We start from the raw sequence: 19,483 nt of genomic DNA on the forward strand, positions 1-19,483 counted from the left end.
AGCTAATTATTTACATTTGCAAATTTTTCACCTAAAACAACCGCTTGTATCTAATATATTTACCCTTTCCTGCTTTTTATTGCGTTAGCTCAAATTTAATTTTATTCATTGCAGTAAAATAAGCGAAAAACTTTCTTCTCTCAAACATACTATGTTAAACAAATGATTTTTAGCAAAAAATACATTGCTCGCAGTAAAACCTTTTAGTGCGTTAAAAGATGCTTTCAAGCAGGCTATACCCCAAAACATCTCATACGGGATATTATCTCTGGCTTAACCGTTGGGGTCATTGCTATTCCACTTTCAATGACATTGGCTATTGCTAGTGGCGTACCGCCTCAACACGGGTTATATACTGCCATTGTAGCAGGTATTGTGATCGCTTTAGCAGGCGGCTCTCGCTTTAATATTTCTGGCCCAACTGCCGCTTTTGTGGTAATTTTATACCCCGTAACGCAACAATTTGGCTTAAGCGGATTATTAATGGCAACAATGATTTCCGGTATTCTTTTAATATTAATGGCGTTACTCCGATTAGGTCGTTTAATCGAATATATTCCTCTACCAGTAACGCTCGGTTTTACCTGTGGGATTGGCATTGTGATCGCCACACTCCAAATCAAAGATTTCTTAGGATTAACGATTGAAAAAATGCCGGAGCATTATTTAGGAAAAGTTGAGTCTATTTTCTCTGCTCTGCCAACTATCAGTTGGGCGGATACTCTAGTTGGCATTACTACGTTATTGGTTCTCACCCTTTGGCATAAGCTGCGTTTACCCGTTCCGGGTCATTTACCCGCAGTACTTATCGGCACATTATTATCGCTATTGCTCATTCATTTTGGTCAGAATGTTGCGGCCATTGGCTCAGCCTTCCAATATACGTTACCTGATGGCACAACAGGCTACGGTATTCCAAATGCGTTACCTGAGTTTATCCTGCCTTGGAATATTCCCAATGCCGATGGTAACATCGTTAATTGGAATTTAACCACAATCCAAATGCTCTTACCGGCTGCTTTTTCTATGGCAATGCTTGGGACGATAGAATCGCTTCTGTGTGCGGTGATTTGCGATAATATGACAGATACCAAACACCATTCCAACAATGAATTATTGGCTCAAGACTTCGGCAATATTGCATCACCATTTTTAGGAGGAATTACTGCTACCGCTGCGATTGCTCGTTCAGCAGCGAATGTACGTTCGGGTGCTGTTTCCCCTATTTCTAGTGTTGTTCACGCATTACTCGTGCTTTTTGCATTACTCTTTTTTGCCAAAGCACTCTCTTATTTACCTCTTTCTTCAATGGCAGCGTTATTGCTTGTTGTTGCTTGGAATATGACAGATCTGCTGCAAATCATTCAATTAACTCGCCGTTCAGGTAAAAATGAGATTGCCGTATTACTCACTTGCATTACCTTAACCGTATTATTTGATATGGTCATTGCCATCACTGTGGGCGTATTACTGGCAAGCCTACTTTTTATTCGAACTATTGCGGAAATGACAAAATCTTTTGAAATGGCTCACCCAAGTGATTTAGATGATGTATTAGTTTATCGTATTAGCGGCCCTCTGTTCTTTGCTGCGGCAGATAATCTATTTGCCGATTTACACGAGAAAACGGTTCATACTGATCACGAAATCAAGCATATTATTTTACAATGTGATGCAGTAACAGTATTGGATACAGGGGGCATTCACGCCTTAACCCGTTTTGTACAACATATGTTGCCACATCAAAATCTGCATCTTTGCAACGTACAATTTCAACCTATGCGAATGTTGGTTCGCTCACAAAAAACAGTAAATGAAATTCAACAAATTCATTTTAGTAGCTATTTAGACTCTGCTTTTGAGAAAATTAGAACTGAATTACGGTAGGGCTAAATAAAAACAAGCGGTCATATTTCCTTAATTTAGGGGATAATGGACAAATTTTTAACCGATTTTGACCGCTTGTTATTTGGTTTTAAGATTAAGCTAAAATATTTTTCGCGATAACATCACCCATTTCTGAGGTTGAAAGCGGTTTGCTGTCATCGGCTAAATCAGCGGTACGATAGCCATCTGCTAAGGCTTTTTGAATTGCGGCTTCGATTGCATCTGCTGCTTCGCCTAAGTTGAAACTGTAACGTAACATCATCGCTGCTGATAGAATTTGAGCAATCGGGTTAGCAATATTTTTGCCAGCGATATCAGGGGCTGAACCACCAGCCGGCTCATATAAACCAAAACCTTTTTCATTGAGGCTTGCCGAAGGTAACATACCCATTGAGCCTGTAATCATCGCTGCTTCGTCTGAAATAATATCGCCGAAAATGTTTGAGCATAATAAGATATCAAATGACTCAGGGGCTTTGATAAGCTGCATTGTCGCATTGTCAATATACATATGCTCAAGCGTAACTTCTGGGTACTCTTTTGCAATTTCCGTGACGGTTTCACGCCATAAAATTGAGCTTTGTAACACATTCGCTTTATCCACAGAAGTAACGTGTTTTTTGCGTTTCATTGCGGATTCAAACGCTACACGAGCAATACGTTCAATTTCATATTTGTAATAAACTTCAGTATCAAAGGCTCTGGTTTGCGAGCCTTCGCCATCTCTGCCTTTTGGCTGACCAAAGTAAATCCCGCCCGTTAATTCACGCACAACCACCATATCGAACCCTTTTGCCGCAATATCTGCACGCAGTGGGCAGAATTTTTCTAAGCCTTTATACAGTGCTGCGGGGCGTAAGTTGCAAAATAGTGAGAAATGTTTACGCAGAGGTAATAAAGAGCCACGCTCAGGTTGTTCATCAGGTGGTAAATGTGTCCATTTTGGCCCACCTACTGATCCGAATAAAATCGCATCAGCTTCTTCACAGCCTTTTAAGGTGTTTTCTGGAAGAGCTTTGCCCTGTGCATCAATGGCTGCACCACCAATGTTGTATTCGTTGAAGTTTAATTTAAATCCGAATTTTTGTTGTGTTGCGTCAAGCACTTTGATGGCTTGAGCCATTACTTCAGGCCCGATTCCGTCGCCTGCTAATACCGCAATATTGTAAGTTTGCATATAGTTCCTCTTAAAATTATCAGTATAAAATTCCGTTACATTCTGCCTGAAAACGACATTTTTTTAAATGCAATTTTAGTGAAATAGCGTAAAATAACCGCCTATTTGGAGATTTTTTGATGAAATTGACCGCTTTTAAAATACTCGCCCTACTCTATTTGGTACTGAACTTAAGTGCCTGTGGCACGATGATCAGCTTGGTTGAGCAAGACTATAGCGTTTATGCAGGTGTAACCCGAGATTTCCAAGCAATGCAGCAAGGCGGTATTTTGGCGGTGCTGGCGGTGATTGATTTGCCGCTAAGCTTTGTATTAGATACGCTGATGTTGCCCGTTACTCTTAGTCAATAATCAGCCAATAACAAGCGGTCGTTTTTTCACTATTTTTTGCAATTCTCTTTATTCTTTTTCGCTCAATTCTGCCACCACAAAAGGCGTATTTTCGACTTTATTTTTCAACAAATTCTGCTCTTTGAAATTAATCGGAAAATGGCAAGCAAATTCGTGCTGTTTCACTTTGACTAACGGCGGTTTGTTTATGCACTTTTTCTGAGCAAAAGGACAGCGTGGCCCTAAACGGCAGCCAATCGGCATTTCATTTAACATCGGCACAGAGCCTCGTAGCGTATTCAAACTGCTTTTAAATGCCAGCGGTTGAGAAAAATCGGGCGATCTGTTGAGCAACACTCTGGTGTATGGGTGATAAGAAGATTCCAAAATGCTCTCTTTATCCGCAATTTCCACCGTTTGCCCACAGTAAAGCACATTATAAGAATCCACCCAATTTTGAATGCTTTTCATATCATTGCTCACCAGCAAAATTGATGTGCCTAGATTTTGGTTCATACTAGAAAGCAGGCGATAAATTTGTAGTTGCGTGGTGGATTCCATAATATTCGTTGGCTCATCAGCCACTAATAAACGAGGTTGGTTAGCCACCGCCATCGCAATCATTACTTTCTGTGCTTCACCTTCGGTAATATCGACTGGGTAACTGTTCATAATATCTTGATGATCCCGAACCCCGACACGGTGTAGTAGTTCAATCGCTTTTTTCTTTTTCCAACCAAACCATTGCCACCATTTACCTTTAAAATTGATCGCTTGCATCAGCTGTTTGCCGACAAGTTGGCTAGGATCCAGGCTGGCTAGTGGATCTTGGAATACCATTGAGATATGATCGCCCACTAATTTTCGGCGTTCATTCGGGGTTAGTTTGAGTAATTCTATATCATCAAAACGAAAACGATCAGCGGTAACAATCCATTCATCTTTAACAATACCGCAGATCACTTTTGCAATCAGGCTTTTACCTGAACCAGACTCCCCTACTAATCCGCAAATTTCGCCTTCATCAACAGTTAAATTGATGTTATCCACCATTTTTACTCGCCCTTTTGGCGTGTTGATTTCAATGCTTAAATGGCGAATATCCAGTAATGCCATAGTGTTCCTTAATATGTAAAATTTTTCTCAAAAAATGACCGCTTGTTGTAGCTACGCATTGTGATATTTTTCAAACACATCGCTTAATCGAGTACCAAGCATAGTGATAGTAAAAATAGTAAAAATAATCGCAAGCCCTGGCAGAATAACCGTCCAAGGAGCAACATAGATAAGCTCCATTGATTCCCGAATCATTGTTCCCCATTCTGGGGTTGGGCTTTGAGCTCCAAGCATAATAAAACTCAATGCACTAATATCTAGTACAGCAATCACAAAAATATGGGAAAGTTCTTTAATTGCCACGCCTGTTAAATTAGGAATAATCACTTCTTTGATTAAATACCAACGGGTTGCTCCATCTAGCCTAAGGGTAACAATGTACTCTTTTTTCAGTTGTTGCTCAGTGGCTTGATAAATTTTATGGATAAAATGCGGCAACATTGCCAAGAAAATGGCTAACATCGCATTCATTAAACTGGCATCCATTAGCGTGGCGATAATAATTGCAATCAGCAAAATCGGCATAAATAAGAAAGTATCGAACAAATGGCTGATAAACCAAACCGATTTCCCTTTTTTTAACCCTGCGAAAATGCCGATAACCCCGCCAATAAGAGCAATCAATACCGTAATAATCAAGGCTGAGCCAACGGTATAATAAAATCCGTACATAATTCGACTAAGAATATCTCGCCCTAAATCATCTGTTCCGAGAAAATAGCGAATTAGCCCTCTGTCGTCCCAAGAAGGAGGCATTAACTCTAAGCCAACAAACTGTTCATTATAATTATACGGAGCGAGTAAACTGCCGAGAAAAACAAGCGTAAGTAGCACTAAAAACAGATAAAAACTGCCAAGAGCGATTTTATCTTGTCGGAAATATCGCCAAAATTTTTTAAACGGTTCAGTTTCCCTAAACTGCTCAGGTTCTTTAATAAGAGCCATACCAATCCTTTTTCTCTGAAGGGTCTAACACTACCCGAATAAAGCCTGTAAACATATCTACCAATAGTACAAATGCACCAATCGCTACCACACCGGCTGAAATCGCATTGTAATCTTGAATAGCAAGTGCATTAATTAACCAACGCCCAATGCCACTCCAGCTAAAAATATTTTCAATTAACATACCGAACGCAAAAATCAGGATAAAGGTTCGGGCAATCATCGGCACGAGCGAGGGCAAGGTGTTACGAATAATGTGAGTTGTCCAAATTCTAAAGGGAGTCCAGCCTCGTGTTTTGGCAATTTTGATGTAATTTTGTTTCATTACATAAGCAGCTCTCGCTTGAGTAACGTGCATAATTTCAAGAGTAGCAGGAATTGCTAACACTAAGGTTGGTAATACTAAATGATGCAACGCACTTTGTAGCATTTTTAATTTATAAGGGCTGTTTGATAGCCAAATATCCAGTAACAGAAAACCTGTGATACTCTGTTTAGAGTAAATCGGATGAATTTCCCCAATTGTAGAAATCGCCCATTGATTGAGAGATGCATAATACATCAGCACCAATGCTAACCAAAATACAGGTACGGCTAAACTGAGTGTGCCGAAAATATTTAATATCTTTCCAATCATATTTTTCTGCTGAGTTGCGGCAAAAAATCCTAACGGTACACCCACAATCAGCGAGAGTATGAGTGCCGATAAGCAAAGTGTAATGGTTGCAGGGAATACTTGTAAAATCTGCTCGGTTAAGGGCTGCCCATTGCTAAAACTAATGCCGAAATCTCCATTCAATAAGGATTTCAGATAGTTAAAATATGCCCCAAACCAATTAACATCAGTAAGATGATTTAGCGGATCTCTTAATAAAATAAGAAAGCTGATAATGGATAAAAAAATCAGCGTAATCAAGGTTAAAAATACTTTCCGGATAAAAGCTGTCAGCATATTAATTCCTTTCTTTATTATCCGAACTCAAACGCAGCTCCGATAATTTCACCTGTCCGAAAGGCGAGATTTCTGCTTGTTGAATGCCATTTTTAATTACCAATACCCGATTTGCATTGATCAAAGGTAAAATCGGCAACTGTTCTTCCAGTAATTTTTGTGAAAAAGCATACAGCAAATTAGTTGATGCCGTATCATCGCTTAAGCGAGCTGTTTCTAGCCAAAAATCAAAATCTTCATTACACCAATTTGATAAATTAGTAACGGTATCTGCCGTTTTGCAACTTAATAAAGCCGAGAGAAAACTGTTTGGATCAAGATCGGAAGCAAGCCAACCACCTAAAATGAGATCATAATCAGCGGTTTTGCTTTCAAGTTGCTGTACTAAATAGGCACGGCTTACTTGGCGAATTTCTACCTCTAAATCTTGAGCGGCTAAATCTGAACGGATCATCTCTGCCATTTTAATTGGGTGTGGGTTATAAACCCGTTTTTCATCAATTACCCATAAGATCAAGCGGTTCTCTTTTGCAAATTTTTTACCATTTTCGACCGCTTGTTCTCTTGGTTTAGGAAAGGTGTAAGGGTAACTCTCACTGTTTTTTTCTGCCCATAATGCGCTAGGCAGCACATTATCCGCCACTTCGCCTGTGCCATAAAATAGCTTTTCGGCTATGCGTTTTCGATTAATACTATTCGCAACCTGTTGGCGTAAGGCTAAGTTTTGCCCGATCGCTTTTTGCATATTAAAGGCTAAATAAACTAAATTCGCCCCTTTCCTTTCAATAAGTTGTTCATCAGTTAAAACTGAGAGTTGACTCGGTTTAGGAAAAGCAACTATATTGCATTCGTTATTCAAAAACTTCGCCATTCTACCCGTTGCTTCTGTAGAAAAATCCACAATCATATTTTGAATATGAGCTTTCTTGCCCCAATAGTCTGTATTCGGTTTTAATCTCACATAGTTGTTGTTTTCATAACTTTCGAGTTGGTAAACACCTGTCCCAACAGGGAGAAGATCGAGCTGCATTAAGTTTTTATCAGCATTAAGTTGCAAGGCATACTCTTTAGAAAGAATAACTGCATATTGACTGGCTAAATGAGCCAATAGCGAAGAGTCTGGCTTAGTTAATTCAATTTTCACAATATGGCTGGAAGGCGAACTAACATTGGCAATTTTGCTGGCTAACCCTACACTCTCAAAATAAGGGAAATAAATCTGGCTTGTTGCCTTTTGATAAATATAATTCTGACGTTGATGGTGCAAAGCACGTTCCGCTGCTATCTCAACTTCGGGTAAATCACTTTCTTTGCCAATCATTCTCTTAAGCGAAAAAACCACATCTTCCGCATTTAATTTACGGGTTGGCGTAAACCAACTTGTGGTGTGGAATGCCACATTTTTTCTTAACCGTAGTGTAATGACTAAACCATCTTCACTAATGGAATAGCTTTCCGCTAAGGCTGGCTCAAGGCGATTTTTCTTTGGGTTAAATTCAAATAGCTTATCGTAGATTTGCTCTGTTACCACATTCATATTGGAACTTACATCCGATTTTTGCGGATTAAACGAAAAGCCCGAAGAGGTAGTACAATACACCAAGCTATTTTCCAATAACGGTTTAGGAATGCTCGGTGCAGCACAAGCGCTCGAATTTAACCAAAAATTTGCAAAAAACGCTGAAAAAACAACCGCTAATTTATTCATCTTTATGTTCATTTTTAGTTAAGCCATATTGACGTAATTTGTTCGCCACCGCCGTATGGGAAAGACCAAGCCTTTGGGCTAATTTGCGTGTGCTTGGATATTCGGCATAAAATTTTCGCAGTAGCTGTGCTTCGTATTGGTTCATCATTTCTTCCAGCGTAGCATTTTCCAACTCAAGATTGCTATGCTCTATCTCATCAGGTAAATTCAAATCTTTTACCGTCAAACGATAACTTGGGGAAAGTGAGCAAGCCCGATAAATCACATTATAGAGTTCACGTAAATTGCCCGACCAGCGATAATTTTGCAAGGCTTGTAAGAAGTATTCATCATATTCTAATTTACTCACGCCAAGCTGTTCACTCACTTGAGCAATAAAATAATCTGCCAGTAAGGGAATATCTTCTTTACGCTCACGCAATGGGGGCAAATCTAGGATTAGTATGTTTAATCGGTGGTAAAGATCTTCTCTCACTTTGCCTTCTACAACAAGCTGAGATAATGGCTTTTGCGAGGTGCAAATTACCCTAACATCAACTTGAATTTCTTTATCTTCCCCTACTCGGCGAAAAGAGCCATCATTTAAAAAACGCAGTAATTTTGCCTGCATTTCAAGTGATAATTCTGAAATCGAGTCCAGCAAAACCGTGCCGCCATTTGCATATTCAAAAAAACCGACCGCTTCACTACCATTACCACGATGCCCAAACATTTCCGTTTCAGCCTCTTCTTCCGGCAATCCTGCACAATTTACCGCAATAAATTTTTGCATTCTACGAGAGCTAAAATTATGGCAAGCCTTTGCAAATAAATCTTTACCTGTACCTGTTTCACCTTGAATTAGCAAAGGGGCATTCAGATTAGCAAATTTTTTTGCTTGAATAATCACTTCTTGGATTTTTGCAGATTTTCCAATAATCTTCTCAAAGCATTCTAGCTGTGCGGTCATACATTTTCCTTTAGTCGCAATGGCAAAATTTTGCTGATCATACCGCTATTTTTACTTTTTGGAAACTTTTGTTTACAACAAAAAGCAGGATTGTTTGATCCAAGCCGATTTACAATATCAGTTCTATCTTCTAAACTTATTGCACTTTTGGCTGAACAAGCGGTCTTAGTAATGATATTTTTTGCAAAAGGAGCAAACAATGTATTTAGAGCAAATTAAAGCTGAACTCCAAGAAGCGGCTGATGTGTTAGACAAATTTATGTCTGATGAAAATAATATTCAACTCATTCAAGAAGCTGCATTGCTTATTTCAAATAGCTTTAAACAAGGCGGAAAAGTGATTTCTTGCGGTAATGGGGGTTCTCATTGTGATGCAATGCACTTTGCGGAGGAATTAACAGGGCGTTATCGTGAAAATCGCCCGGGCTACCCTGCAATTGCGATTTCTGATGTAAGTCATTTAAGCTGTGTCAGTAACGATTTTGGTTACGAGTTTGTGTTCTCTCGCTACTTAGAAGCCGTTGGGCAAAAAGGCGATGTGTTATTCGGCTTATCCACCTCAGGCAACTCTAAAAATGTGCTGAATGCAATTAAGGTAGCGAAAGAGAAAGGAATGAAAGTGATTGCAATGACGGGTAAAGACGGCGGCGAAATGGCAGGGCTTGCCGATGTAGAAATTCGTGTACCGCATTTCCGTTATGCCGATCGCATTCAAGAGATCCACATTAAAGTGATTCATATTTTGATGATGCTCATTGAGTTTGAAATGGCAAAATCTGAATAATTGCAAAAACAAAAGGCGTTTTAATAAACGCCTTTTTAATCAAACCTCATCAATCACAAATTCAAACCAATCAATGACATCTTTCTCGTGAATACCGTTCGTAATTAAGATATCTGCCTTTTTTACCGAATCAGGATCTTTTGATATCAATGGGTGCCAATCATATAAAGGCTTTCCTTCATATAGCAAGCGATAAGCACAAGTTTTTGGCAACCAGCCAAAATCAGGCAAATTCTTTTTGGTTAACTTAGTGCAATCTTTCTCAATTTTGAATCGTTCAGAGTAATTCGTACAATGCCCCGTGTTTACATCTAACAAATTGCAGGCAACAGAGGTGTAGTAAAGCCGCTCTCGCTTACCTCTCCCTTGAATATATTTTCGATAACAGCATTTACCACAACCATCGCAAAGTGCTTCCCACTCTGCCTCATTCATTTCCAGTAATGATTTTTCTTGCCAAAAATAAGGGGCTAATTCTTGTTGAGGCGAAAACATAGTTAGTGAAGAACAACCGCCGTGCCTGTTGCAACCACAATAAACATTCCCTTATCACCGCCCATCGATTGATATTCCATTGAAACGCCCACTACGGCATTTGCTCCCACTTTTTTCGCTTCTTTTTCTAATTCGGCTAATGCTTGCTTACGAGAACTGTTCAACTTGCTTTCATAAGCCCCTGCACGTCCGCCAATTACATCTGTGATACCGGCTAAAAAATCACGCACAAAGTTTGCACCAGAGACAACTTCGCCAAATACTAAGCCTTTATATTCAACGATTTGTTTTCCTTCAACGATAGGGGTTGTGGTAATAATCATTATTTGTTTCCTCTTAATTGCTGTTTTAAATGTGCTAATGCAATAGCACGGTGTGAAATTGCTTTTTTCTCTTTGGTTTCTAATTCCGCAAAGCTCAGATTTTTAGATGGATAGAAAAAGAGTGAATCATAGCCAAAGCCATTCCCCCCTCTTTCTTCGGTTAAAATTTCGCCAGCACATTCGCCTAATGCAATGTATGGCGTTGGGTCTGTTTCGTGTTTTAGAAATACAATACAACTTACAAATTTCGCAAGACGATTTTCTTTATCTGCCATCGCAGCTAACAACTTGTTGCGATTATCGGCATCTGTTGCTTGATCTCCAGCATAACGAGAGGAATATAACCCTGGTTCTCCACTTAGTGCTTCAACGGCTAAACCAGAATCATCAGCAATGGCTGGTAGCCCTGTTATTTTAGAGGCAAATCGAGCCTTAATTAACGCATTCTCAACAAAAGTTAAGCCTGTTTCTTCGGGCGATTCAATGCCAAATTCACTTTGGGCGATAACCTCAAATCCAAATTCAGCTAATACGTCCGCCATTTCTTTCACTTTACCTGCATTGCTGGTTGCAAGTACGATTTTTGTTTTTTCCATATCTTCCTTTTTGTAAAAAATTGCTTAAAAGTAACCGCTTGTTATTCGATCCCTTTTTGGTAAGACATCATCAGTAGTGTTCGCCATTTATCATTATTTTGTTCATCTTTTCCCATATTCGCAATATGCGGAAAACGCCCCCATTGCTCGAAGCCGTGTTTTCTCATTAGATTTTGACTAACTGTATTAAGTTCAAATACATACGCCATTAACGTGTGAATATTATGATTTAGCATTTCTGCTTGCATAAATTCAATAATCTTCGAGCCGTAGCCTTTACCTTTGGCATTACCATCTAAATAAATACTAATTTCAGAGGTATGCACAAAAGCGGATCTTTCATAAAATGGCGAAAAGCTAAACCAGCCCGCAATACCCGTTTCATCTTCAACCACCCAAATCGGATATTGGGTACTTTGAAGATGGAAATCAAACCATTTTCGGCGATTTTCTGTGGTTGCCAACTCTAAATCAGCCGTGATTTGATGGGTTGGAATGGCTTGGTTGTATATCGCTAGTATGGTTTCAAAATCCGCTTCAACTGCTTTTCGGATCTGCATTTTTATCCCTTATAAATCATTTGCAAATAATTAACAAAAAACTACCGCTTGCTGAGCATACTCGGTAAAACTATTTTAACCCTTACGCCGCCATTTTCGATATTCTCAATGGAGAAATCAGCCTTCAACTCAGCCGCTCGCTCTTGCATAATGGTTAAGCCATAATGCCCTTCCGGCTCGGTATGGCTGGTTAAACCAATACCGTTATCTTGAATGATTAAGCAATGTTCGCCATCATCATTCGTTTCAGCAATCATCTTAATTTCGGTTGCTTGTGAATGTTTGATGGCATTAATAACCGCCTCTCGCACAATTTGTAACAAATGCACCTGTTGTTGTGCATTAAAAATATGCGAAGGCAATTTACAACTTAAACAAAGCTGTGCCGATGTTTTCGGGCGTAAACTCTCTAAAATCTTCTCTAATGCCTGCTGTAGATTTGCCTCTTGAATGGTTAATCTAAAGGTTGTCAGCAATTCTCTTAATTGGCTATAGGCATCATTCAATGCTTTTTCAAAAACAGATAGAATTTCGTTGCGTTTCTCATCGCTTTTTGCCAGTTTGAGTAAACTTACTTGAATTTTGAAAAAGGTTAGCGATTGAGCTAAAGAATCGTGCAACTCACGAGCAATAATCGCCCGCTCTTCCATTAGCACTAATTGCTGCTGCTGCTTTTGCACTTGAACAACATAAATACTTCGCCCGATCATTTCTGATACGTTTTGCAGTAATCTTTCATCGGGGCAAAGTAACGATGGTTTCCAGCTTAGTATGCCTAGTTTTTCATTTTCTATCGCAATTTCAGCCGAAATCCAGTCTGCCTGCGGAGCATTATCTATAGAGATATTCCAATGTTCTGCACCATAAATATGTAATTTAATACCAAGCAAATGTTCGTTATCAAATACTGTTTTCAATACTTGATTAAGCATCTCTTTATTAATCGGTTTAGCGGTTAATAATTGGGAGCATTGATACAACACAAGTAAAGAGCGATTAACTGCTAATAAACGGCGGGTTTTTTCCTGTACTTTATCTTCCAATGAGGTATAAAGTTTTAATAATTCATTCGACATTTCAGTAAAAGTAGAGGAAAGCAAACCTAATTCATTCGGTTCATCAACCGCTAATTTTATATGATCGAAATCTTTATTTTGAATTTGCCAACTGGCTTTAACTAATTGCTTTAATGGGCTGATAATTTTTTTCCGTGTATACCACACGCCAATGTACGCAAGTAAAATAATCAATAACATTGAAACGGCAATTACACCTGTGGCAATTTTTAGTTTTAACTCCGCAAATTCTTGCAAACGAAAAACAAAGTTATCCACTTTTCGCACATAATCTTCAATGTGTGTTGCGTAACTGGCTTTATCACCTTGATTGACATAAGACTGCATCGCATACCAATCTTTCAGTAATTGTTGGTAGCTATGTATTACATTATCAGGTAACAACCAGCTTTGCTTAAGAGAACTCAGCTCGGTTGAGTGTAAAGTACGATGATATTCCAACAAACGCTCGGCTAAAATTTCTTGCCTTGAATCCATTTCCGACAAAAGGCGATAGCTTTGCATACGCAACGAACCCGATACATTAATCAAACTGGCATCAGATTTATTACTCCACATAATCCCAAGTGAAATGCCACTAATGATAGAAGCAAAGACGATCATAATTAAAAAATAGAGTCCGATACGCCTTGCGATGGAATATTTAGGTTTAATCATAGGTTAAAGATTAAATTGTGCTTTTAATTCATTGGCGATGCTGTCTTCGTTATTTGAACCAATTGTTTTCTTCGCTTTTTGCTGCACTTCCTCTTCCGAACCACCCATTGCAATACCAAGTCCAACTGCTTCCAACATAGAGATATCATTAAAATTATCACCAAATGCGATAACTTGTTCTAATTCAATACCTTCTGTTTTTAATAATTCCGCCAGTCTTGCTCCTTTGCTATTACCAACACTGGTAATATCAACACGATCAACCCAAGACCATTCAGGGCTTACTTGATCAAGCGGTAGATTTTTCACAAAATTTTGCATTTTGACTAAATCAGGATCGCTAATTAACACTTTCCAAACAGTTACCCCTTTATCAATTTCTTGTTGGAATTTCTCCACTTGATAAACGTTCGGGCGAACATTTTCAGGGCAAGAATCTACCCATTTTTGGAATTTTTCAAAGTGGATATTTAGTGTTTCGTAAGTCATTGCATCTTCAAAATAAACAGCAGTATGAATGCCTTGAGCCTGTGCCTCATTGACTAATTGAGATGCAACTTCAGGTGGTAATGGATTACCAATAATCGCTTTTTCATTTTTAAAATCATATACATAAGTACCATTACAACACACAACAGGCGTATCTAAATCTAACTCCGCATAATAAGGGCGAACCGCTGTGTGGTGTCTTCCTGTAACAAAATAAACCTTTATCCCTTTTTCTCTTATCTTCTGAATTGCCTGTTTACTGGATTCTAAAATCGTAGCGTTTGATGAAAGTAATGTTCCATCTAAGTCAAAAGCGACAGCTTGGTAGTTCATAGCATTCTCCTGCAAAGTAATAGATAAAAGAAAAGGCAACCAAATTGGCTGCCTTTATATTTTACTCTAAGTTAGTTAAAACTAGAAATTATTTACCACTATTATATGCCGGTGTTTGGTAAAGCGGCGCCGGACCGTTAGGACCTGCTATATTGCCACTTTCATTTTGTTTAAGTACACCCCCATTTGCAGAAATTTCTACACGGCGGTTAGGGCGTAAACAATCCTTCTCAGCTTGGCTCGCGTGGGCATAGCCTTCACAAGGTTTAACTTGGTTCGCTTTACCGTAACCTAATGCTTCAATTTGAGCATTTACACCTTGTTGAATTAAACGAGCTTTTACTGTGTTCGCACGGCGTTGTGATAAGTCTAAATTATATTCAACTGAACCTAAACGGTCAGTATAACCGGCTACTTTAACTTGCTGAGCTTTAGACGATTTTAATTGTGTAGCAACGTTATCAACAACTTCTTTACCTTTAGCAGTTAAAGTATCTTTATCGAAATCGAATAAGAAATCACCTGTTAATGTGAATGATGAGTTACCGTTACAACCGTTTGGATACCAGAAGAAGCTCTGTGCATTCATATTTTTGTCAAATAAGATTTTGAATTGACAAATTTTGTGTACGCCGTTTTCACGGTAGTTGAATGCGTAATCCCACTCACGAACACCGTATAAACCTTCTTCAAAATGTGGACGACCAATTAGGTTATATAATTGATCTTTGTTCATACCTTTTTCAATTTGGCGAACATTTTCCCAGTTTGGCCAAGAACCAAATTGTGAACCATCGTGGTTGAATTCAGACTCTGAAATTTTTGGGAATACCGGATTTTCAGTTGTTCCTTCATCACTCACTTTGCTTAAGTTACCGCACGCAGCAACTGCTAGTGCGACACTCGATAATAAAAATGTACGGAAAAGTGCTTTTTTTTCCATTTTCTAAGTTTCCTTATAAATAACTATCTAATTAATTATTCTACAATCTCAAGTTGCAATCAGAGCAATTCTACAATACAAACATAACTAATTCTATTAAATTAATGTAAAGTAATGTTAGATGTAATTCAGATATTCGACTTTCAATTGTAAAGTTTTGTTATCTCGAAATTCATTGATATCTAATTTATAGACCATTTTTGCTTTTTTAACTGATAAATCCGGAAACATTCTGACATCAACATTAAACCAAATTGCATCTAATAATTGCCCGCTCTCTGATTGTAGCATTAACTTTAAATGCTTACCTGCCAGTAGTTTTTGTTGCAGAATGCTAAATTCTCCTTCAAAACTCGGTTCAGGAAAATGTTGCCCCCAAGGGCCTGCACAGCGGAGCATTTCCGCACTGGTAATTGTAAACTCATTTGCTGAAAGCTCGCCGTCAGTATAAATAATACCTTGTAATTGCTCAGGTGCTAATACTTCATTAATGGCTTGGTCGAAAATTTTTTTAAAGCTATCTAACTGTGTTTGATGAATAGTTAAGCCTGCCGCCATTGCGTGCCCACCAAATCTTTCGATTAATTCAGGATGCTGCATATCAATATATTCAAGCAAATCTCGCATATGCACGCCCGAAATAGAGCGAGCCGATCCTTTCAAATATTCACTTTCGTCACTTTCTTGTGCAAACACAATGACCGGACGATTAAATTGATCTTTAATTCGAGAAGCCAAGATACCGATTACCCCTTGATGCCAATCAGCTTGATACAGCACGATACCGTGAGCTTGTTCTGACTGAGCAAGCAGAGGCAATTTAGCACAAATGGCTAAGGCTTCTGTTTTCATCTCTTGCTCAAATTCTTTTCGGGTTTGGTTAAGAGAATCTAATTCAAACGCCAATTGACGGGCAAGTTCCATATTTTCACAAATAAGTAACTCAACCCCCAAAGACATATTCTCCAATCTGCCTGCTGCGTTCAATCTTGGTGCAACAGCAAAACCTAAATCAGCAGCTTGTAATGTTGAAAGCTCCCTTTTGCTTACTTCTACTAAAGCTTTTATCCCCAAACGGCAATGCCCTGAACGTATTCGCTGCAATCCTTGATGAACTAAAATTCGATTATTTTGATCAAGCGGCACAACATCAGCAACTGTACCTAATGCGACTAAATCCAAAAGCTCGGCAAAATTGGGTTCTGCTTTGTTTTGAAAGTATTGTTGTTCACGCATTTTAGTCCGAAGAGCCATCATCACATAAAAAATAACACCAACTCCCGCCAATGATTTGGAAGGAAAGGCACAAAACGGCAAATTAGGGTTTACCATTGCATCAGCGTTGGGTAATGTGTCAGGTGGTAAATGATGATCGGTAATCAGAACCTGAATATTGTGTTGCTTCAGTAGTTCAACACCTTCAAGCGAAGAAATACCATTATCGACCGTTAAAACTAAATCTGCTCCTTTGGCTAATGCCATTTCCGCTACTGCAACACTCAAGCCATAACCTTGCGAAAAACGATCGGGAATTAAATAATCAACTTGCTCAAACCCTAACTGTTTTAATGCAATGATGGCAAGTGCTGTGCTGGTTGCTCCATCAGCATCAAAATCACCGACAATCACAATACGGCTTCGGTTTTCAAAAGCGTTAATCAATAGATCGACGGCTTGTTCAATATTCGCCAGTTGCTGTGGTCTGTGTAAATGTTGAAGGTTATGCTCCAGCTCTTTTGCTGTTTTTATGCCTCGACTTTGGTAGATTCGATTTAATAAAGGATTTGGGGATAGGGTTTCTGTTGTTAATAAATGGCGTTTTTTAATTAATTTTTCCACAACTATCTTCTTTTACCATAACAAGCGGTCATTTTTTGCAAATTTTTTACAACAAACGCTTACGTTTGAACCTTGGCTTTGCCAACGCCTTCGCTGGAGCGAGCGTAGAAAAGACCGCTTGTAACCTAGTTTATCTGTTATTCACTTAACATTTTTGCCAATTCTTTAGGCTCAACATAGCCGCCAATGAGTTCGCCATCTGAAGTAACCATATTCGGCGTACCCGTTACACCAAACTTAACGCCGAGTTGGTAATGTTTTTTGACAATATCAGGTGTTTTTAATTGAGTTGGTAACTTGCCGTCTTCCGCATCATTTAATGCCTTAATTTTATCTTGAGCGGTCCAAATCGCCTCCATCTGTTTTGCAGTTTGAGTATTCATACCGCCACGAGGGAAAGCTAAATAGCGAATAGTAATGCCTAAATCATTATATTCTTTCATTTTTGAATGTAATAAATGGCAATAGTGGCAGGTAATATCCATAAAAACGGTTACCACGTGCTTTTCATTTTTCGCAGGATAAACAATCATTTCATTTTGGTAAGAATTTAATTCAGCCAATAACCCTTGATTGGTAATATCAACAACTTTACCGTTTTTTAGCTCAAAAATTTTGCCTTGAATGATATATCGTCCATCTTCACTAATATAAACAATACCTTCATTCGAGGTTGCCATTTTAAAACCAGATAATGGCGATTCAGAAATTTTAACCTCTGTTGCTCCAATTTTTTCAAGCTGGCTTTTCAGTTTTGCGTCAGATGCAAAGGCAAAAGTTGATAAACTCACTAAACTTAAAGTAATTAAATTTTTTTTCATTAGCATAAATCCTTACATTTTTAATTTTGCTTCGACATTCTTCGCTTTATTTAAGAATGCTTGGCGTTCTTTGTTACTCATACCGGAATTTGAACCCGGCAATTTTACCGTCATCGGATTCACCGGGCGGTCATTAATGTGAAACTCGTAGTGTAAATGAGGCCCTGTTGAACCACCGGTATTACCGGATAATGCAATACGCTCTCCTTTTCTTACCCTTTGTCCGGGCTTCACCAAACTTTTGCTTAAGTGCATATAGACTGTAGTAATATGCCCGTGTTTGATTTTAATATAACGCCCTGCTCCACGGGCCTGGTAAGCAACGTGTTCTACTACTCCATCACTTGGTGCAATGATTGGAGTGCCAATTGGCAATCCGTAATCCACACCTTTGTGAGGACTAATACGACCTGTAATTGGGTGTTTACGTTTAGAGTTGAAGGAAGATGTAACTCTCGCAGCATATAATAATGGGTGTCGAGCAAAGCCACCACTTAAAGTTTCGCCATGTCGACTATAATATCGCCCATTATCTGCTTGAATTGCATAATAACTTTTTTTACCGCTAATAACGTGAATACCCTCTACATTGCCTAAATCTGTTACTTTTCCATTTACATATTCACGCTTAATTAAAATGGCAAATTTATCGCCTTTTTTCAGCTTATTTGTTGCAATTTGAGATTGTAATCCAACTGCTAATTGATTGATTTGGCGATCAGATAATCCTACTGCTTTTAAACTCGCTGCAAAGCTATTTTGAATAGCCCCTCGTACAACATCTAGTTTCCATTCACCTTTTTTCTCAAATTTTTGGTAGGTAAATTTACCATTGGCTTGGCGTTCATAAACACGTTCTTCTTTTTCGGAAACTAACCAGTTTAGATATTCTAATTCGCCGTCATTATCTAATATCCAATAAAATTGTTGCCCTGCTTTAAGATGAGCTAATGAAGGGTGCTGAGCAATGAGGTTTTGAGCATCACTATTTTCTAAACCTGATTGCTCCAATACATCTTTTAATTTATCGCCTTGAGCAGCAATATAGCTAAATTGGTTTTGAATTCTTAATGCTTGGTCTGCTACATCAAGTAAATCATCTAAGGCTTTTTCAGCTTCTAACGGCAATTGCTCTTGCTGAATATCATTTTTTACTGAGTCAATGAAAGGCTCTTCAACTTCGTCATCATAAGAAGTTGCTGTTTGATCGTCAACCACCTCTTCATTGCTCTCGGCAACAGAAGAAGACCAGATAATAAGATCGGCAATATAATTAATAAAAGTGTCCTCCATATATTCATCTTCTTGGCTATCTAAGAACACTATATTATTAATTTGTAAAATATTATTAATGGAAGGCTGTTTTTTTAACACCAAAGCAGCACCTGCCATAAAACTAACAACAGCAAATAAGAAGACAACTATTTTTAACTTTTTCTTATGCCGTTTACGATCTCTTGCTAAAATTACGTGCTGCAAATTATATCCCGCTATTTTTCTTTTA

General features: G+C 38.5%; 18 protein-coding genes and 1 pseudogene. 3 read left to right on the forward strand and 16 right to left on the reverse strand.

Annotated features, from left to right (window positions below):
- The first annotated feature begins 184 nt into the window (after window positions 1–184).
- Window positions 185–1,887, forward strand: a pseudogene (gene dauA, locus ACERCG_RS05035) (C4-dicarboxylic acid transporter DauA).
- Window positions 1,888–1,981: 94 nt separating this feature from the next.
- Here dauA and leuB read toward each other — a convergent pair.
- Complete coding sequence (gene leuB, locus ACERCG_RS05040; RefSeq protein ID WP_373610967.1) at window positions 1,982–3,064, reverse strand: 3-isopropylmalate dehydrogenase; 1,083 nt, start codon at window positions 3,062–3,064, stop codon at window positions 1,982–1,984.
- 119 nt (window positions 3,065–3,183) lie between these two features.
- On the opposite strand from leuB, the gene ACERCG_RS05045 reads away from it, so the two are divergent.
- Window positions 3,184–3,414 carry a YceK/YidQ family lipoprotein gene (locus ACERCG_RS05045; protein WP_373610968.1) on the forward strand — a complete coding sequence of 77 codons (231 nt, stop codon included), beginning with the start codon at window positions 3,184–3,186 and terminating at the stop codon, window positions 3,412–3,414.
- A 48-nt stretch (window positions 3,415–3,462) separates the two neighbouring features.
- On the opposite strand, the gene ACERCG_RS05050 is transcribed toward ACERCG_RS05045, so the two are convergent.
- Genes ACERCG_RS05050 through ACERCG_RS05070 form a run of 5 tightly spaced genes read right to left on the reverse strand, consistent with a single transcriptional unit; the run spans window position 3,463 to window position 9,063 of the window.
- Complete coding sequence (locus ACERCG_RS05050; protein ID WP_373610969.1) at window positions 3,463–4,509, reverse strand: oligopeptide/dipeptide ABC transporter ATP-binding protein; 1,047 nt, start codon at window positions 4,507–4,509, stop codon at window positions 3,463–3,465.
- A gap of 51 nt (window positions 4,510–4,560) precedes the next feature.
- Complete coding sequence (locus ACERCG_RS05055) at window positions 4,561–5,454, reverse strand: ABC transporter permease subunit (protein ID WP_373610970.1); 894 nt, start codon at window positions 5,452–5,454, stop codon at window positions 4,561–4,563.
- On the reverse strand, window positions 5,441–6,406 hold the full coding sequence (locus ACERCG_RS05060) for an ABC transporter permease (protein WP_373610971.1): 966 nt from the start codon (window positions 6,404–6,406) through the stop codon (window positions 5,441–5,443). The genes ACERCG_RS05055 and ACERCG_RS05060 overlap by 14 nt, the downstream gene beginning before the upstream one ends.
- 1 nt (window position 6,407) lies before the next feature.
- Window positions 6,408–8,114: an ABC transporter substrate-binding protein gene (locus ACERCG_RS05065; protein ID WP_373610972.1), complete on the reverse strand. Its 1,707-nt coding sequence runs from the start codon at window positions 8,112–8,114 to the stop codon at window positions 6,408–6,410.
- Window positions 8,107–9,063 (reverse strand): sigma 54-interacting transcriptional regulator, encoded by a 957-nt coding sequence (locus ACERCG_RS05070; protein WP_373610973.1) that lies wholly within the window; start codon window positions 9,061–9,063, stop codon window positions 8,107–8,109. Before ACERCG_RS05070 ends, ACERCG_RS05065 begins: the two co-directional genes overlap by 8 nt.
- 199 nt (window positions 9,064–9,262) lie before the next feature.
- On the opposite strand from ACERCG_RS05070, the gene lpcA reads away from it, so the two are divergent.
- Window positions 9,263–9,847, forward strand: a complete 585-nt coding sequence (gene lpcA, locus ACERCG_RS05075; protein ID WP_373610974.1) for a D-sedoheptulose 7-phosphate isomerase — start codon at window positions 9,263–9,265, stop codon at window positions 9,845–9,847.
- 39 nt (window positions 9,848–9,886) lie between these two features.
- Here the strand turns inward: lpcA and ACERCG_RS05080 are convergent, their stop codons facing one another.
- From ACERCG_RS05080 to mepM, 10 genes are all read right to left on the reverse strand, one after another.
- Window positions 9,887–10,342 carry a YcgN family cysteine cluster protein gene (locus ACERCG_RS05080; protein WP_373610975.1) on the reverse strand — a complete coding sequence of 152 codons (456 nt, stop codon included), beginning with the start codon at window positions 10,340–10,342 and terminating at the stop codon, window positions 9,887–9,889.
- A 2-nt stretch (window positions 10,343–10,344) separates the two neighbouring features.
- Complete coding sequence (locus tag ACERCG_RS05085) at window positions 10,345–10,665, reverse strand: YbjQ family protein (RefSeq protein ID WP_373610976.1); 321 nt, start codon at window positions 10,663–10,665, stop codon at window positions 10,345–10,347.
- Window positions 10,665–11,261, reverse strand: a complete 597-nt coding sequence (rdgB, locus tag ACERCG_RS05090) for an RdgB/HAM1 family non-canonical purine NTP pyrophosphatase (RefSeq protein ID WP_373610977.1) — start codon at window positions 11,259–11,261, stop codon at window positions 10,665–10,667. The genes ACERCG_RS05085 and rdgB overlap by 1 nt, the downstream gene beginning before the upstream one ends.
- Window positions 11,262–11,302: 41 nt before the next feature.
- The gene (locus ACERCG_RS05095) at window positions 11,303–11,821 is read right to left on the reverse strand and encodes an N-acetyltransferase family protein (RefSeq protein WP_373610978.1); all 519 of its coding nucleotides are present in this window, start codon (window positions 11,819–11,821) and stop codon (window positions 11,303–11,305) included.
- A 41-nt stretch (window positions 11,822–11,862) separates the two neighbouring features.
- Window positions 11,863–13,554: a nitrate/nitrite two-component system sensor histidine kinase NarQ gene (gene narQ / locus ACERCG_RS05100; RefSeq protein WP_373610979.1), complete on the reverse strand. Its 1,692-nt coding sequence runs from the start codon at window positions 13,552–13,554 to the stop codon at window positions 11,863–11,865.
- Window positions 13,555–13,557: 3 nt separating this feature from the next.
- Complete coding sequence (locus tag ACERCG_RS05105; protein ID WP_373610980.1) at window positions 13,558–14,376, reverse strand: pyridoxal phosphatase; 819 nt, start codon at window positions 14,374–14,376, stop codon at window positions 13,558–13,560.
- 88 nt (window positions 14,377–14,464) lie between these two features.
- Window positions 14,465–15,319, reverse strand: a complete 855-nt coding sequence (locus ACERCG_RS05110; protein ID WP_373610981.1) for an OmpA family protein — start codon at window positions 15,317–15,319, stop codon at window positions 14,465–14,467.
- 117 nt (window positions 15,320–15,436) lie between these two features.
- Window positions 15,437–17,158, reverse strand: a complete 1,722-nt coding sequence (recJ, locus tag ACERCG_RS05115; protein ID WP_373610982.1) for a single-stranded-DNA-specific exonuclease RecJ — start codon at window positions 17,156–17,158, stop codon at window positions 15,437–15,439.
- A gap of 137 nt (window positions 17,159–17,295) precedes the next feature.
- A complete protein-coding gene (gene dsbC / locus ACERCG_RS05120) occupies window positions 17,296–17,979 on the reverse strand; it encodes a bifunctional protein-disulfide isomerase/oxidoreductase DsbC (protein ID WP_373610983.1) in 684 nt (227 codons plus the stop codon).
- Between the two features lie 12 nt (window positions 17,980–17,991).
- Window positions 17,992–19,371: a murein DD-endopeptidase MepM gene (gene mepM / locus ACERCG_RS05125; RefSeq protein WP_373611007.1), complete on the reverse strand. Its 1,380-nt coding sequence runs from the start codon at window positions 19,369–19,371 to the stop codon at window positions 17,992–17,994.
- Between the last annotated feature and the right edge of the window lie 112 nt (window positions 19,372–19,483).

It is taken from the genome of Mannheimia sp. E30BD (assembly GCF_041807785.1).
In the GTDB taxonomy this organism is placed as follows: Bacteria; Pseudomonadota; Gammaproteobacteria; order Enterobacterales; family Pasteurellaceae; genus Mannheimia.